The following is a 13,037-nucleotide window of genomic DNA, read 5'->3' on the forward strand; positions in this document are numbered from 1 at the left end:
CAACCGGTTATTAATAGCTCTAACCGGTTGCTTTAATACATATATTATGAGCCAAAGAATTAGAATCAAATTAAAATCTTACGATTATAACTTGGTAGATAAATCTGCTGAGAAAATCGTGAAAACTGTTAAACCTACGGGTGCAGTGGTTAGCGGACCTATTCCGTTGCCTACAGAAAAGAAAATCTTCACTGTTTTACGTTCACCACACGTGAACAAAAAAGCACGTGAGCAATTTCAATTATGTGCTTACAAGCGTTTGTTAGATATTTACAGCTCTAACTCAAAAACAGTTGATGCATTAATGAAACTTGAATTACCTAGCGGTGTTGAAGTAGAAATTAAAGTTTAACTATATTTGACAGTTAAATAGAAAAGCCTTCCCGAGATGATCGGGAAGGCTTTTCTATTTGTGGATGTTTACTAGCCGCGGCTTTTTAATTCGTCTATCTTGTTGCGTTCATCTTGAAGTTCTCTTGCTAGTTTTTTCTCTTTATCATTTGCCTTAGTTTTGTAGGACTGGTATTCCTGCGCGATTTCTTCATATAGGTTGCTGCGATATTTTGCTTCATGCATATACTTAGCAGATCTCAGTATGAGAAAGGCAAGGGCAGCAGCCAGTCCAATGATCAAGCTCCATACAATGGTGTTGTAGGTTGACTTGGCAAATGATATCCCCAGGAAATTGATTTCGTTTATTTTTGCATTTGTGCCAGCCAATGCACTTTCTTTTCCGCTGATTTGACTTTTTAAATCGGCGATATCCTTTTCTTGTGCTTTAAGTTTCTGGTTTGCATTCGTAAGTTGTTTGCGTGTTGTGGAGAGTGTGTCGCTAAGGTTTTTCCAGAAAGCGCTAATTCTACCAGGGTTTACAAGTTTATAGCCGTTTATGGTTTTGGACTTTGTAAGCAATAATTGGTATTGTCCTTTTAAACTTGGGTCAACTTTAGTAGAATCATTGGTTAACTGGCCCTGAGCGTTGAAGCTAAGTATTAAAGCCGAAATAATAGGGAGTATTATTTTTTTCATCATATGGGTATTGGTTTATCTCTAATTTAACTATGATATTTTAATTTTATTGTGTTCTGGCTGGAGATAGTATATTTGCAGCAATGTCGGTATTACTATTTACAATTATAGTTTTGATAGGGGCTTTTCTGGCCGGATTGGTGGGCTCGCTTACTGGGCTAGGTGGTGGAGTTATTATTATTCCATTGTTAACACTTGGACTTGGAGTAGACATTCATTATGCTATAGGTGCATCAATCATATCGGTAATTGCGACTTCATCGGGTTCGGCAGCAGCTTATGTTAAGGAAGGGATCACAAACATTCGGATAGGTATGTTTTTAGAGGTCGCTACCACCATAAGTGCAATAATTGGTGCGATAGTAACTGTTTTTATTAATCCGAGCTACATCGCTGTTATTTTTGGGTTGATCCTTTTGTTTTCTGCAGCGATGATGATTCGTAAGAAGGTAGATCATTCTGACAATGATACTTCTGGTAAGCTGGCAGTTTTCTTTAAGTTGAATGGTACTTATCCTACTGAGGGTGGAATTAAGAAATATGCGGTACACAATGTGATCGGAGGATTCTTGATGATGTTTGTTGCTGGTATTATCTCTGGTTTGCTAGGGATTGGTTCTGGAGCCTTGAAGGTAATTGCGATGGACAATATTATGCGGATTCCGTTTAAGGTGTCTACAACAACCAGTAACTTTATGATGGGGGTAACTGCTGCTGCAAGTGCCATTGTTTATCTTCATCGTGGGCAGATTGATCCTGGAATAGCTATGCCTGTAACTGTAGGGGTGTTGCTTGGGGCTACGATCGGTTCTAAAATATTGGTGAAGACAAAGACTGATAAGCTAAAAGTGGTGTTTGCTGTTGTGGTTACATTTTTAGCGATTCAAATGATTTACAATGGATTATCTGGTAACTTATGATTAAGGAGAGTAAGAATTTTTTTGCAGATAAGGATATACAGGTCATTTTGGGTACCCTATTGCGAGTTGGGGTGATTTCATCTATGACTGTTGTGTTTATTGGTGGACTTATCTATTTGTTCTTTAACTATGCAAACGTAGTTGATTATGATAAGTTTGATTCTGGAAAGTCTGGATTGTCTTCAGTTGGGGCAATTTTTGAAGGTTTAAAAACAATGGATGGCGCTGCTATTATCCAATTTGGCACATTGTTATTGATTTTTACACCTGTAGCCAGGGTTGTTTTCTCGGTGTTTAGCTTCTTGATTGAGCGTGATTACCTATATGTTTTGATCGGTTTGATGGTTTTGTCCATTATCTTATATAGTTTAAGCGATAAGTTGGTTGGTTAAAAACTAACTTTAATTGTATGCTATCCAGTGAAAACAAATTTTTAGCAATTATTTGAAAATATATTTAGCTAACTATTTGAAAATTAAGATTTCTTTCTTATTTTTGCCCTCCCTTAAGTGGGATGTGTATCCACCTTGAACGAAGCCCTACTGCTTCGATGGGTGTTAATTTAAAAAAAGAAAATGTCAGGTATTATTGGAAAAAAAGTAGGAATGACCAGCATATTCGACGCAGATGGTAAGAACATACCATGTACTGTGATCGAAGCTGGACCTTGTGTTGTAACACAGGTAAAGACCGAAGAGAAAGACGGTTACGTTTCAGTTCAGTTAGGTTTCGACGAAGCCAAAGAAAAGAACACTACCATGCCTCTTAAAGGCCACTTTGCGAAAGCAAGCACTACCCCAAAACGTAAATTGGTTGAATTTGAACCGTTTGAAGAATCACTTAACTTAGGTGATACTGTAACGGTAAGCATCTTTAACGAAGGCGATTTTGTGGATGTAGTTGGCACGTCAAAAGGTAAAGGTTTCCAGGGTGTTGTAAAACGTCATGGTTTCGGTGGTGTTGGTGGACAAACTCACGGACAGCACAACAGGATGCGTGCTCCAGGTTCATTGGGTGCTGCTTCGTATCCTTCTCGTGTATTTAAAGGTATGCGTATGGCGGGTAGAATGGGTGGAGACAGAGTAAAAGTTCAGAACTTACAAGTTTTGAAAGTTTATGCTGATCAAAATCTAGTTGTAGTTAGTGGTTCCATTCCAGGAGCTAAGGGTTCTTACGTAATCTTAGATAAGTAAGCAGATGGAAGTTAAAGTATTAAACATTTCAGGAAAAGAGACAGGTGCCAAGGTGCAACTTCCTGAGTCGGTTTTTGGCATAACGCCTGTTGACCACGCAATTTATTTAGATGTTAAACAGTATTTGGCTAATCAACGTCAAGGTACTCACAAGTCTAAGCAACGTAATGAGATTGCTGGTTCAACCCGCAAACTATATAAGCAAAAAGGTACTGGTGGTGCTCGTGCCGGAAGTATTAAATCTCCATTGTTCAATGGTGGTGGTCGTGTATTTGGCCCTCAGCCACGTGACTATAGTTTCAAATTGAACAAAAAATTAAAATCATTAGCACGTAAGTCTGCTTTATCATACAAAGCTCAAGACAATAATGTTGTGGTTTTAGAAGATTTTACTTTTGATTCGATCAAAACTAAAAACTATATCAATTTGGTTAGCGCATTAAACTTGGCTAACGAAAAGACATTGTTGGTTTTACCTGCACAAAATAACAATATCTATTTATCAAGCAGAAACATTCAGAAAGTGAAAGTAATTACTGCAGATCAGTTAAATACTTATGATGTATTGAACTGTGGCAAACTTTTGTTAACTGCGGATTCTGTTAAAACAATCGAGGAGGCATTTGCCAAGTAATATGGAATTTTTAAAGAAACCAATATTAACAGAGAAAGCTTCTGCATTAACAGAAAAGTCTAACCGCTTTACTTTTAAAGTAGAACCCAAAGCAAATAAATTGCAGATTAAGGGAGCCATAGAAAAAATGTACGGCGTTCACATTTTAGCCATTAATACAATGGTTGTAAATGGGAAAGTTAAGTCCAGAAATACTAAGGGCGGATTAGTTACGGGACGTACCCCGAAATATAAAAAAGCTATTGTAACCCTGGCAGCAGGCGAAACAATTGATTATTACTCGAATATTTAATAAGAATTGAATAATTTATAACTATGGGCTTAAGAAAATTTAAACCAGTCACTCCGGGAACCCGCTTTAGAGTAGGTGCCAGTTTTTCGGAGATTACAGCAACCAAGCCCGAAAAATCATTGGTTGTATCTTCTAAGAAATCGGGAGGACGTAACAATACAGGAAAGATGACTATGCGCTACATGGGTGGCGGTCACAAAAAATCTTACCGTTTAATTGACTTTAAACGTGATAAGTTTGATATTCCTGCAACAGTAGCTACTGTTGAATACGATCCAAACCGTACTGCACGTATTGCATTATTACATTATGTAGACGGCGAGAAGCGTTATATTATTGCACCGGAAGGTTTGCAAGTAGGGCAGAAGGTAGTGTCGGGTGATACCGCAACTCCTGAGGTGGGAAATACTTTAAAATTGAGCAATATTCCTTTGGGATCTATTGTACACAACGTGGAGATCAATCCAGGTCGTGGTGCTCAGTTGGCACGTAGCGCTGGTGCTTATGCACAATTAGCTGCTCGTGATGGTAAATATGCTACATTGAAAATGCCTTCAGGTGAAGTAAGATCTATCTTAGTTACTTGTTTAGCAACAATCGGAGCTGTTTCCAATTCAGATCATGCAAATGAAGTGTTGGGTAAAGCTGGTCGTAAACGTTGGTTGGGCCGTCGTCCGAGAACACGTCCAGTAGCGATGAACCCGGTAGATCACCCTATGGGTGGTGGTGAGGGTCGCTCATCAGGAGGTCAGCCTCGCTCAAGGAACGGTGTATATTCTAAAGGATATAAAACTCGTTCACTTAAAAAATACTCAAATCGTTTCATCATAGAGAAAAGGAAGAAATAATGGCTCGTTCGATTAAAAAAGGACCTTATATTGACCATAACGTAGAGAAGAAAGTAGTCTCTATGAATGATTCAGGCAAAAAGTCTGTCATTAAAACTTGGTCTCGCAGATCAATGATCTCACCAGATTTTGTGGGTCATACATTTGCAGTGCATAACGGTAATAAATTTATACCGGTATACGTAACAGAAAACATGGTTGGTCATAAGCTGGGAGAGTTTGCTCCAACCAGAACATTTAGGGGTCACTCTGAAAAGAAAAAATAATTAGAAGATGGAAGCAGTAGCGAAATTAAACAATTGTCCAACCTCACCGCGTAAGATGCGTTTGGTTGTAGATCTTATCAGAGGTGAGCGTGTTGAGAAAGCTTTACATATTTTAAAGTTTACCAATAAAGAAGCAGCAATAAGAGTTGAGAAACTATTATTATCAGCTATCAAAAACTGGGAAACTAAAAATGAAGGTTCTCGCCCTGAAGAAAACCAGTTATACGTGAAAACGATAATGGTAGGCGGTGGTCGTCAGTTAAAAAGATTAAGACCAGCACCTCAAGGACGTGGTTACAGAATACGTAAGCGTTCAAACCATGTAACTTTGGTAGTAGATAGTAAAAACGTTGAAACTCAAACTAATTAACAGAAATGGGACAAAAAGCACATCCAATAGGTAACAGGTTAGGAATCATCAAAGGTTGGGATTCTAACTGGTTCGGTGGCAACAACTATGCTGATAAATTAGTTGAGGACGAAAAAATAAGAAAATACCTTTCTGTACGTATCGCAAAAGGCGGCGTGTCAAAAGTGGTTATCGAGCGTACGTTAAAGCGTATCACGGTTACAATCCACACGGCTCGTCCAGGTATTGTGATTGGAAAAGCAGGAGCTGAGGTTGATAAGATCAAAGAAGAGTTGAAGAAATTGACTAAAAAGGAAATTCAAATCAACATTTTTGAGATCAAACGTCCTGAGCTTGATGCACAATTAGTAGCAGAAGGTGTTGCAAAACAATTAGAGGCAAGGATTTCATTCCGTAGAGCAATGAAATCTACTATCGCATCAACAATGCGTATGGGTGCTGAAGGTATCAAAATTATGACCTCTGGTCGTTTAGGTGGTGCTGAGATGGCTCGTAGCGAACAGTATAAAGAAGGAAGAATTCCTTTGCATACTTTCCGTGCAGACATTGATTATGCATTAGCAGAAGCTTTGACTACTTATGGTAAAATAGGTGTTAAAGTTTGGATCTGTAAAGGTGAGGTTTACGGTAAACGTGATCTTTCTCCTAACATCGGTGCAACTAACAATGCACCTGGTAAACCAGGTGGCAGACCAGAAGGTGCATTTGGTGGCAGAGACAGAGATAACCGTGGCGGTGGCGACAGAAGAAACGATAACCGCGGTGGTGGTAATCGTGGCGGAAGAGGCCCTGGTCAAGGCGGTCCTGGTGCAGGAAATAATAGAGGCGGAAATACTCAGAATAGAGGTCCTCGTAAATAATTAGTTAACAAATCGTTTAACGATAATATTAAAATACAATGTTACAGCCAAAAAGAACGAAGTTCAGAAAGATGCAGAAGGGCAGAATGAAAGGTTTAGCAACTCGTGGTGCTGAATTATCATTCGGGTCTTTCGGGATCAAATCTCTAGAGTCGACCTGGATTACCAGTCGCCAGATAGAGGCAGCCCGTATCGCCGTAACTCGTTTCATGAAACGTGAAGGTCAGGTATGGATTAGAATATTCCCTGACAAGCCGATTACTAAGAAACCAGCTGAAGTACGTATGGGTAAAGGTAAGGGTGCTCCAGAATACTGGGTATCAGTAGTTAGAGCTGGACGTATCATTTTTGAAGCCGAAGGTGTTCCTTTAGAAGTTGCTAAAGAAGCAATGCGTTTAGCCGCTCAAAAATTACCGATCCAAACAAAATTTGTAGTACGTAGAGATTACGTAGAAGCATAATTAGTATAGGGTTGAATGTTGTAAGTAACTTGTTATTACAACCTCTGGACCCGCAATATAAAAATTAATAAAATGAAGAACTCAGAAATTACAGGGCTTTCACAAGAAGAGCTAGTAGCCAGGATTGCAGAAGAGACAGAAAACTTAGTTAAGTTAAAGTTTGCGCATACAATTTCGGCTATAGAGAACCCAAGCCGCATTAGCAAGGTTAGGAGAAATATTGCCCGATTAAATACTGAAGTGACTAAGCGTAAAGCTGAGTCTGCTACTGAAACTAAATAACTTTAGAGTCGAAATGGAAAGACAATTAAGAAAAACAAGAACCGGGTTGGTGGTAAGCAACAAGATGGATAAATCTATTGTTGTAGCGGTAGAACGTAAAGTGAAACACCCGATCTATGGTAAGTTTGTTAAGAAAACTACCAAATTTATGGCTCATGACGAGAAAAACGATTGCGGTATTGGAGATACAGTACTGATCATGGAGACTCGTCCGCTGAGTAAAAACAAGAACTGGAGATTAGTGGAAATTTTAGAAAGGGCTAAATAACATGGTACAACAGGAATCAAGATTAAACGTAGCCGACAATAGCGGCGCAAAAGAAGTATTGGTTATCCGTGTACTTGGTGGTACTGGAAAGAGATACGCTTCTATTGGTGACAAAATCGTTGTTACCGTTAAAAGTGCATTACCTTCTGGAAACATTAAGAAAGGAAGCATTTCTAAAGCAGTTGTAGTAAGAACAAAGAAAGAGATCAGACGTAAGGATGGTTCTTATATTCGTTTTGACGACAACGCCGCAGTATTATTAAATGCACAAGATGAGCCGCGCGGTACACGTATTTTTGGCCCGGTAGCAAGAGAACTGCGTGAAAAACAATTCATGAAAATTGTATCATTAGCACCGGAGGTATTATAAAATGAAAAATAAAGTAACTACACCAAAAATAAAAATCCGTAAGGGTGATTTAGTAAAGGTTATTGCCGGCGATTCAAGAGGTCAGCAAGGAACTGTGCTTTCAGTATTAATTTCTAAAAGCAGAATTCTTGTAGAAGGTGTTAACCTTGTATCAAAACATACAAAACCAAATGCTGCTAACCCTAATGGTGGTATCATTAAAAAAGAGGCTGCTCTTCATATTTCTAACGTAGCGCTGATTGATCCTAAAACGGGTGCAACTACGCGCGTTGGCAGAAAGCTTAATGCTGATGGGAAATTAGTTAGGGTATCTAAAAAATCAGGAGAGGAGATCAAATAATGGCTTACGTACCAAGATTAAAAAGTAAATATAAAGAGGAAATTGTAACTGCACTTAAAGATAAGTTCAATTACAAAAGCGTTATGCAGGTTCCTAAGTTAGAGAAAATATCTATCAACCAAGGGGTTGGTCGTTTCTCTGTAACTGACAAAAAGATTATGGATAGCTCTATTTTAGAGATGACTACAATCGCAGGTCAGCAAGCAGTTGGAGCGAAATCTAAAAAAGATATCTCAAACTTTAAATTGCGTAAAGGTATGCCAGTAGGTGTACGTGTAACTTTACGTGATAACAACATGTATGAGTTTTTAGATCGTTTAATTTCCGTAGCTTTGCCACGTATCCGTGATTTCAAAGGTATCAATGATAAAGGTTTTGATGGTAAAGGAAACTACACTTTAGGTGTAACTGAGCAAATCATCTTCCCTGAGATCAACATCGATAAAATCAGCAAGATTTTAGGTATGGATATTACATTTGTAACATCTGCTGCTACTGACGTTGAGGCATTGGAACTTTTAAAACAATTTGGCTTACCATTTAAAAACCAAAAAACAGAACAATAATGGCAAAAGAAGGAGTAAAAGCTCGCGAAGTTAAGCGCCAAAAATTGGTTGCTAAATATGCAGAAAAACGTGCAGAACTTAAAGCTGCAGGTGATTACGAAGGATTAGATAAGTTACCAAAAAACTCATCAGCAGTACGTTTACACAATCGTTGTAAATTAACTGGCCGTCCTCGTGGATATATGCGTACTTTCGGTATATCAAGGGTATTGTTCCGTGATATGGCTTTAGCAGGAAAAATTCCTGGAGTAAGAAAAGCAAGCTGGTAATCCCAGCTTACTTGTGTTTAGGGTTCAATGCCCTAAACAATAAACAAAAACATTAACCGATGGCAGGTCGTCTCGAATAGGTCGGGAAGGAAACCACTATCACAATTATATAACAATGAATACAGATCCAATAGCAGATTATCTTACAAGAGTAAGAAATGCCATCAAGGCAAATCACAGAATTGTAGAGATTCCTGCATCAAACCTGAAAAAGGAAATTACTAAAGTACTTTTTGACAAAGGTTACATCGCTAACTACAAATTTGAAGACACTACGGTTCAAGGAATAATCAAAATCGCTTTGAAATACAATGCGATCACGAAAATCCCTGCTATCCGCACGTTAACTCGTATTAGCAAACCAGGTTTAAGGCAGTATGCCGGCGTAGAGAATATGCCAAGAGTATTAAATGGTTTAGGTATTGCAATCTTGTCTACATCTAAAGGTGTTATGACAGATAAAGAAGCGGCTAAACTTAACATTGGTGGCGAAGTTTTGTGTCACGTTTATTAATTAAAGGAGGATAACAAAATGTCAAGAGTAGGAAAAGCCCCAATTAATGTACCTGCAGGCGTAACAATTACGGTATCTAAAGATAACGTAGTAACTGTTAAAGGCCCTAAGGGAGAATTAACTCAAGCAGTAGATTCAGATATCACTGTAAGTCAAGAAGAAGGTGTATTAACAGTACAACGTCCTTCAGAGCAAAAAAGACACAAAGCATTACATGGTTTATACCGTGCTTTGATCAATAATATGGTTGTTGGTGTAACAGAAGGTTACAAGATTTCTCAAGAACTGGTAGGTGTTGGTTACCGTGCTACAAACACAGGTAATACATTAGACTTAGTTTTGGGTTATTCTCACCATTACGTGTTCCAATTACCGGTAGAGATTAAAGTGACTACAACCTCAGAAAAAGGTCAGACTCCTAAAATCATTTTAGAAAGTATTGATAAGCAATTGATAGGACAAGTAGCAGCGAAAATCCGTTCGTTACGTGCACCAGAACCATATAAAGGTAAAGGTATCAAGTTTGTAGGCGAAGTGTTAAGAAGAAAAGCAGGTAAATCAGCTTCTAAAAAATAATCATCATGGCAGGGAAAAAATTATCTCGTAGAGATCGTATAAAAAAAGGAATCAGAAAAAGAATTACAGGTTCTGATAGCCGTCCACGTTTATCGGTATATAGAAGCAATAAAGGAATTTATGCTCAAATCATTAACGACGTAACCGGCAGTACAATTGCTTCAGCTTCATCTTTATCAAAAGACTTTTCTGGAACTGGAAACAAATCTGAACAATCAGTAGCTGTAGGTAAATTAGTAGCTGAAAAAGCTATTGCAGCTGGTGTTAAAGAAGTAGTTTTCGACAGAAATGGTTATTTGTACCACGGACGTGTTAAATCGTTGGCGGAAGGTGCGCGTGAAGCTGGTTTAGTATTTTAATCTGAAAATAGGATAAGAATGTCAACTATCAATATAAAAAGAGTTAAGACTAGCGAGATCGAATTAAAAGATCGTTTAGTTAGCATACAACGCGTTGCCAAAGTAACCAAAGGTGGTCGTACTTTCAGCTTTTCAGCCATCGTGGTTGTTGGAGATGAGAACGGAATCGTAGGTTACGGATTAGGTAAAGCGAAAGAGGTAACAGAAGCAATTGCAAAAGGAATTGATGATGCTAAAAAGAACTTAGTTAAAGTTCCTATTTTACATGGTACTGTTCCTCACGAGCAAATCGGTAAATTCTCGGGTGGTTTTGTATTAATCAAACCAGCTGCAGTAGGTACAGGTGTTATTGCTGGTGGTGCGATGCGTGCTGTATTAGAGAGTGCTGGTGTACATAACGTATTAGCAAAGTCAAAAGGTTCATCAAATCCTCACAACGTGGTAAAAGCAACAGTAGATGCTTTAACAAAAATGCGCGATGCTTATACCGTTGCACAACAACGTGGTGTTGATTTAAATAAAGTTTTTAACGGATAATATTATGGCTAAGATCAAAATAACCCAGATAAAAAGCATTATCGACAGAAGCGAACGCCAAAAAAGAACGATGCAAGCTTTAGGTTTAACTAAAATGAACCAAAGCGTAGAAGTTGAAGCCACTGCTGCCATTATCGGAATGGTTAGAAAAGTGAATCACTTAATAGCAATAGAGAGTATATAATTTATTAAAAGGTTGTTAATGTAGTTAATATAATTACATTTGCAACCTTTGTATATTGTTTCACCGTTGCCCTGATTAGTGAAAGCGAAGGGCAGCACAATAAGTTTCAAAATGAACTTAAGTAATTTAAAACCTGCAGCAGGTTCTACTAAAAATAGTAAGAGAATTGGTCGTGGTACCGGATCTGGTCGCGGTGGTACTTCCACTCGTGGTCACAAAGGTGCTGGATCTCGCTCTGGTCACAAAACCAAAATCGGTTTTGAAGGTGGTCAGATGCCATTACAACGCCGTGTACCTAAGGTAGGTTTCAAACCTATTAACCGTGTTGAATACGTTGGTGTAAACTTAGACGTATTGCAAGGTTTGGCAGAAAAGTTTAACTTAACAAGTATAGATTTCGCAACCTTGCAAGAGCATGGTTTGGCATCTAAAAATGACTTAGTTAAAGTTTTAGGTCGTGGTGAAGTTAAATCTAAGATAGAAGTTAAAGCACATGCTTTTTCTGCAACTGCACAAAAAGCTATTGAGGCTGTTGGAGGCTCAATCGAAAAATTGTAATTAATGAAGAAGCTGTTTACTACTTTAAGTAATATTTGGAAAATTCAAGAATTGAAAGAGCGTATAGTTTATACGCTCATGATTCTTTTAGTTTATAGGTTTGTATCTCACGTGGTTTTACCAGGTGTAGACGCAACACTTTTAGGCGATAATACTAAGTCAGGCATTTTAGGTCTGTTGGATATGTTTGCTGGGGGATCATTCTCTCGGGTATCTATATTGGCCTTGGGTGTTATGCCTTATATTTCAGCCTCTATTGTAGTTCAGCTATTAGGTATTGCCGTTCCTTCTTTTCAAAAAATGCAAAAGGAGGGTGAAAGCGGAAGAAAGAAACTTAATCAGATTACACGCTATTTAACTGTAGCCATTACTGCTGTTCAGGCGATTGGTTATGTTAAAACTCAAGTTCCTGCTGAAGCTATCGTTATTGATCATGGCTTATTCTTTGTTCTTGCAACATTTGTTTTGTCTGCAGGTACATTGTTTGTGATGTGGTTAGGCGAGAAGATTACAGATAAAGGTATTGGTAACGGTATTTCACTAATCATTATGGTTGGTATCATTGCTCGTTTACCTGTAGCATTATCGCAGGAAGTAAGCTCAAGAGTTGTTGGTGAAGGTGGTGGATTGATCGCGCTTGTACTTGAAATTGTTGCTCTTTTTGCGGTTGTGATGTTTACCATCATGATTGTTCAAGGTGTACGTAAAGTTCCTGTTCAATATGCTAAAAGGATTGTTGGTAACAGACAATTTGGAGGAGTAAGACAGTATATCCCTTTAAAGGTTAATGCTGCTGGTGTAATGCCAATCATTTTTGCTCAGGCATTGATGTTTATTCCTGCAACTTTAACAGGTTTCTTTCCTTCATTACAAAATACCTGGTTGATTCAGTTTAGTGATTATACCTCATTGGCATATAGTTTAACATTTGCATTTTTAATTATTGCATTTACATTCTTCTATACTGCTATAACTGTGAATCCAACTCAAATGTCGGATGATATGAAGAAGAATGGTGGATTTATACCAGGTATTAAACCGGGTTTATCTACATCGTCATTTATTGATGATGTGATTTCTAAGATCACGTTCCCAGGAGCAATTTTCTTAGCGATCATCGCGATACTTCCTTCAATTGCTGTTAAATTTGGAATCAAATCTGAGTTTGCACATTTTTATGGAGGAACATCTTTATTGATTTTAGTGGGCGTTGTTTTGGATACATTGCAACAGATTGAAAGTTATTTGTTGATGCGTCATTATGATGGATTAATGAAAACAGGTAGAGTTACCGGTCGCACAGGAATTCCTGCTGAGAGCGGTAGTAATGCCGTGATTTAA

At 38.2% G+C, this 13,037-nt stretch carries 25 protein-coding genes; 24 read left to right on the top strand and 1 reads right to left on the bottom strand.

What is annotated here, in order from left to right; all coding sequences use genetic code 11:
- Positions 1-46: 46 nt before the first annotated feature.
- Positions 47-352: a 30S ribosomal protein S10 gene (gene rpsJ, locus FBD94_RS11220; protein WP_008244591.1), complete on the top strand. Its 306-nt coding sequence runs from the start codon at positions 47-49 to the stop codon at positions 350-352.
- A 71-nt stretch (positions 353-423) separates the two neighbouring features.
- Here rpsJ and FBD94_RS11225 read toward each other — a convergent pair whose 3' ends face one another.
- Positions 424-1,032, bottom strand: coding sequence for a hypothetical protein (locus tag FBD94_RS11225; RefSeq protein ID WP_225874742.1), 609 nt, complete (start codon positions 1,030-1,032; stop codon positions 424-426).
- Positions 1,033-1,112: 80 nt separating this feature from the next.
- On the opposite strand from FBD94_RS11225, the gene FBD94_RS11230 reads away from it, so the two are divergent.
- The 23 genes from FBD94_RS11230 to secY all read left to right on the top strand — a co-directional run bounded on the left by FBD94_RS11230 (position 1,113) and on the right by secY (position 13,037).
- Positions 1,113-1,949, top strand: a complete 837-nt coding sequence (locus FBD94_RS11230) for a sulfite exporter TauE/SafE family protein (protein WP_136880273.1) — start codon at positions 1,113-1,115, stop codon at positions 1,947-1,949.
- Positions 1,946-2,341, top strand: coding sequence for a DUF1634 domain-containing protein (locus FBD94_RS11235; protein ID WP_131609996.1), 396 nt, complete (start codon positions 1,946-1,948; stop codon positions 2,339-2,341). The genes FBD94_RS11230 and FBD94_RS11235 overlap by 4 nt, the downstream gene beginning before the upstream one ends.
- A gap of 183 nt (positions 2,342-2,524) precedes the next feature.
- Positions 2,525-3,142: a 50S ribosomal protein L3 gene (gene rplC, locus FBD94_RS11240; RefSeq protein WP_090777459.1), complete on the top strand. Its 618-nt coding sequence runs from the start codon at positions 2,525-2,527 to the stop codon at positions 3,140-3,142.
- Positions 3,143-3,146: 4 nt separating this feature from the next.
- Positions 3,147-3,776, top strand: a complete 630-nt coding sequence (gene rplD, locus FBD94_RS11245) for a 50S ribosomal protein L4 (protein WP_131609995.1) — start codon at positions 3,147-3,149, stop codon at positions 3,774-3,776.
- Between the two features lies 1 nt (position 3,777).
- Positions 3,778-4,068 (top strand): 50S ribosomal protein L23, encoded by a 291-nt coding sequence (gene rplW / locus FBD94_RS11250; RefSeq protein ID WP_090777455.1) that lies wholly within the window; start codon positions 3,778-3,780, stop codon positions 4,066-4,068.
- A gap of 23 nt (positions 4,069-4,091) precedes the next feature.
- The gene (gene rplB, locus FBD94_RS11255) at positions 4,092-4,916 is read left to right on the top strand and encodes a 50S ribosomal protein L2 (protein WP_131609994.1); all 825 of its coding nucleotides are present in this window, start codon (positions 4,092-4,094) and stop codon (positions 4,914-4,916) included.
- Complete coding sequence (gene rpsS, locus FBD94_RS11260) at positions 4,916-5,182, top strand: 30S ribosomal protein S19 (RefSeq protein ID WP_008244581.1); 267 nt, start codon at positions 4,916-4,918, stop codon at positions 5,180-5,182. The genes rplB and rpsS overlap by 1 nt, the downstream gene beginning before the upstream one ends.
- A gap of 7 nt (positions 5,183-5,189) precedes the next feature.
- On the top strand, positions 5,190-5,552 hold the full coding sequence (gene rplV / locus FBD94_RS11265) for a 50S ribosomal protein L22 (protein WP_090777451.1): 363 nt from the start codon (positions 5,190-5,192) through the stop codon (positions 5,550-5,552).
- Positions 5,553-5,557: 5 nt separating this feature from the next.
- Positions 5,558-6,412, top strand: a complete 855-nt coding sequence (rpsC, locus tag FBD94_RS11270; protein ID WP_131609993.1) for a 30S ribosomal protein S3 — start codon at positions 5,558-5,560, stop codon at positions 6,410-6,412.
- Between the two features lie 38 nt (positions 6,413-6,450).
- On the top strand, positions 6,451-6,873 hold the full coding sequence (gene rplP, locus FBD94_RS11275; protein WP_131609992.1) for a 50S ribosomal protein L16: 423 nt from the start codon (positions 6,451-6,453) through the stop codon (positions 6,871-6,873).
- A 72-nt stretch (positions 6,874-6,945) separates the two neighbouring features.
- On the top strand, positions 6,946-7,155 hold the full coding sequence (gene rpmC / locus FBD94_RS11280; RefSeq protein ID WP_131609991.1) for a 50S ribosomal protein L29: 210 nt from the start codon (positions 6,946-6,948) through the stop codon (positions 7,153-7,155).
- 13 nt (positions 7,156-7,168) lie between these two features.
- Positions 7,169-7,423: a 30S ribosomal protein S17 gene (rpsQ, locus tag FBD94_RS11285; protein WP_048907439.1), complete on the top strand. Its 255-nt coding sequence runs from the start codon at positions 7,169-7,171 to the stop codon at positions 7,421-7,423.
- A 1-nt stretch (position 7,424) separates the two neighbouring features.
- Positions 7,425-7,793 (top strand): 50S ribosomal protein L14, encoded by a 369-nt coding sequence (rplN, locus tag FBD94_RS11290; protein WP_090777443.1) that lies wholly within the window; start codon positions 7,425-7,427, stop codon positions 7,791-7,793.
- 1 nt (position 7,794) lies between these two features.
- On the top strand, positions 7,795-8,133 hold the full coding sequence (rplX, locus tag FBD94_RS11295; RefSeq protein ID WP_131609990.1) for a 50S ribosomal protein L24: 339 nt from the start codon (positions 7,795-7,797) through the stop codon (positions 8,131-8,133).
- Positions 8,133-8,699 carry a 50S ribosomal protein L5 gene (rplE, locus tag FBD94_RS11300; RefSeq protein ID WP_090777441.1) on the top strand — a complete coding sequence of 189 codons (567 nt, stop codon included), beginning with the start codon at positions 8,133-8,135 and terminating at the stop codon, positions 8,697-8,699. Before rplX ends, rplE begins: the two co-directional genes overlap by 1 nt.
- Positions 8,699-8,968: a 30S ribosomal protein S14 gene (gene rpsN, locus FBD94_RS11305; protein ID WP_131609989.1), complete on the top strand. Its 270-nt coding sequence runs from the start codon at positions 8,699-8,701 to the stop codon at positions 8,966-8,968. Before rplE ends, rpsN begins: the two co-directional genes overlap by 1 nt.
- Positions 8,969-9,083: 115 nt before the next feature.
- The gene (gene rpsH / locus FBD94_RS11310) at positions 9,084-9,482 is read left to right on the top strand and encodes a 30S ribosomal protein S8 (RefSeq protein WP_090777439.1); all 399 of its coding nucleotides are present in this window, start codon (positions 9,084-9,086) and stop codon (positions 9,480-9,482) included.
- Between the two features lie 18 nt (positions 9,483-9,500).
- Positions 9,501-10,058, top strand: coding sequence for a 50S ribosomal protein L6 (rplF, locus tag FBD94_RS11315; RefSeq protein WP_131609988.1), 558 nt, complete (start codon positions 9,501-9,503; stop codon positions 10,056-10,058).
- Positions 10,059-10,063: 5 nt separating this feature from the next.
- The gene (rplR, locus tag FBD94_RS11320) at positions 10,064-10,417 is read left to right on the top strand and encodes a 50S ribosomal protein L18 (protein WP_131609987.1); all 354 of its coding nucleotides are present in this window, start codon (positions 10,064-10,066) and stop codon (positions 10,415-10,417) included.
- 18 nt (positions 10,418-10,435) lie between these two features.
- Positions 10,436-10,954 (top strand): 30S ribosomal protein S5, encoded by a 519-nt coding sequence (gene rpsE, locus FBD94_RS11325; RefSeq protein WP_131609986.1) that lies wholly within the window; start codon positions 10,436-10,438, stop codon positions 10,952-10,954.
- A 4-nt stretch (positions 10,955-10,958) separates the two neighbouring features.
- Positions 10,959-11,138 (top strand): 50S ribosomal protein L30, encoded by a 180-nt coding sequence (rpmD, locus tag FBD94_RS11330; protein ID WP_090777433.1) that lies wholly within the window; start codon positions 10,959-10,961, stop codon positions 11,136-11,138.
- 111 nt (positions 11,139-11,249) lie between these two features.
- A complete protein-coding gene (gene rplO / locus FBD94_RS11335) occupies positions 11,250-11,696 on the top strand; it encodes a 50S ribosomal protein L15 (RefSeq protein ID WP_090777431.1) in 447 nt (148 codons plus the stop codon).
- A gap of 3 nt (positions 11,697-11,699) precedes the next feature.
- Positions 11,700-13,037: a preprotein translocase subunit SecY gene (gene secY, locus FBD94_RS11340; RefSeq protein WP_131609985.1), complete on the top strand. Its 1,338-nt coding sequence runs from the start codon at positions 11,700-11,702 to the stop codon at positions 13,035-13,037.

The sequence above is a fragment of the Pedobacter hiemivivus genome (genome assembly GCF_005144565.1).
Taxonomy (GTDB): domain Bacteria; phylum Bacteroidota; class Bacteroidia; order Sphingobacteriales; family Sphingobacteriaceae; genus Pedobacter; species Pedobacter hiemivivus.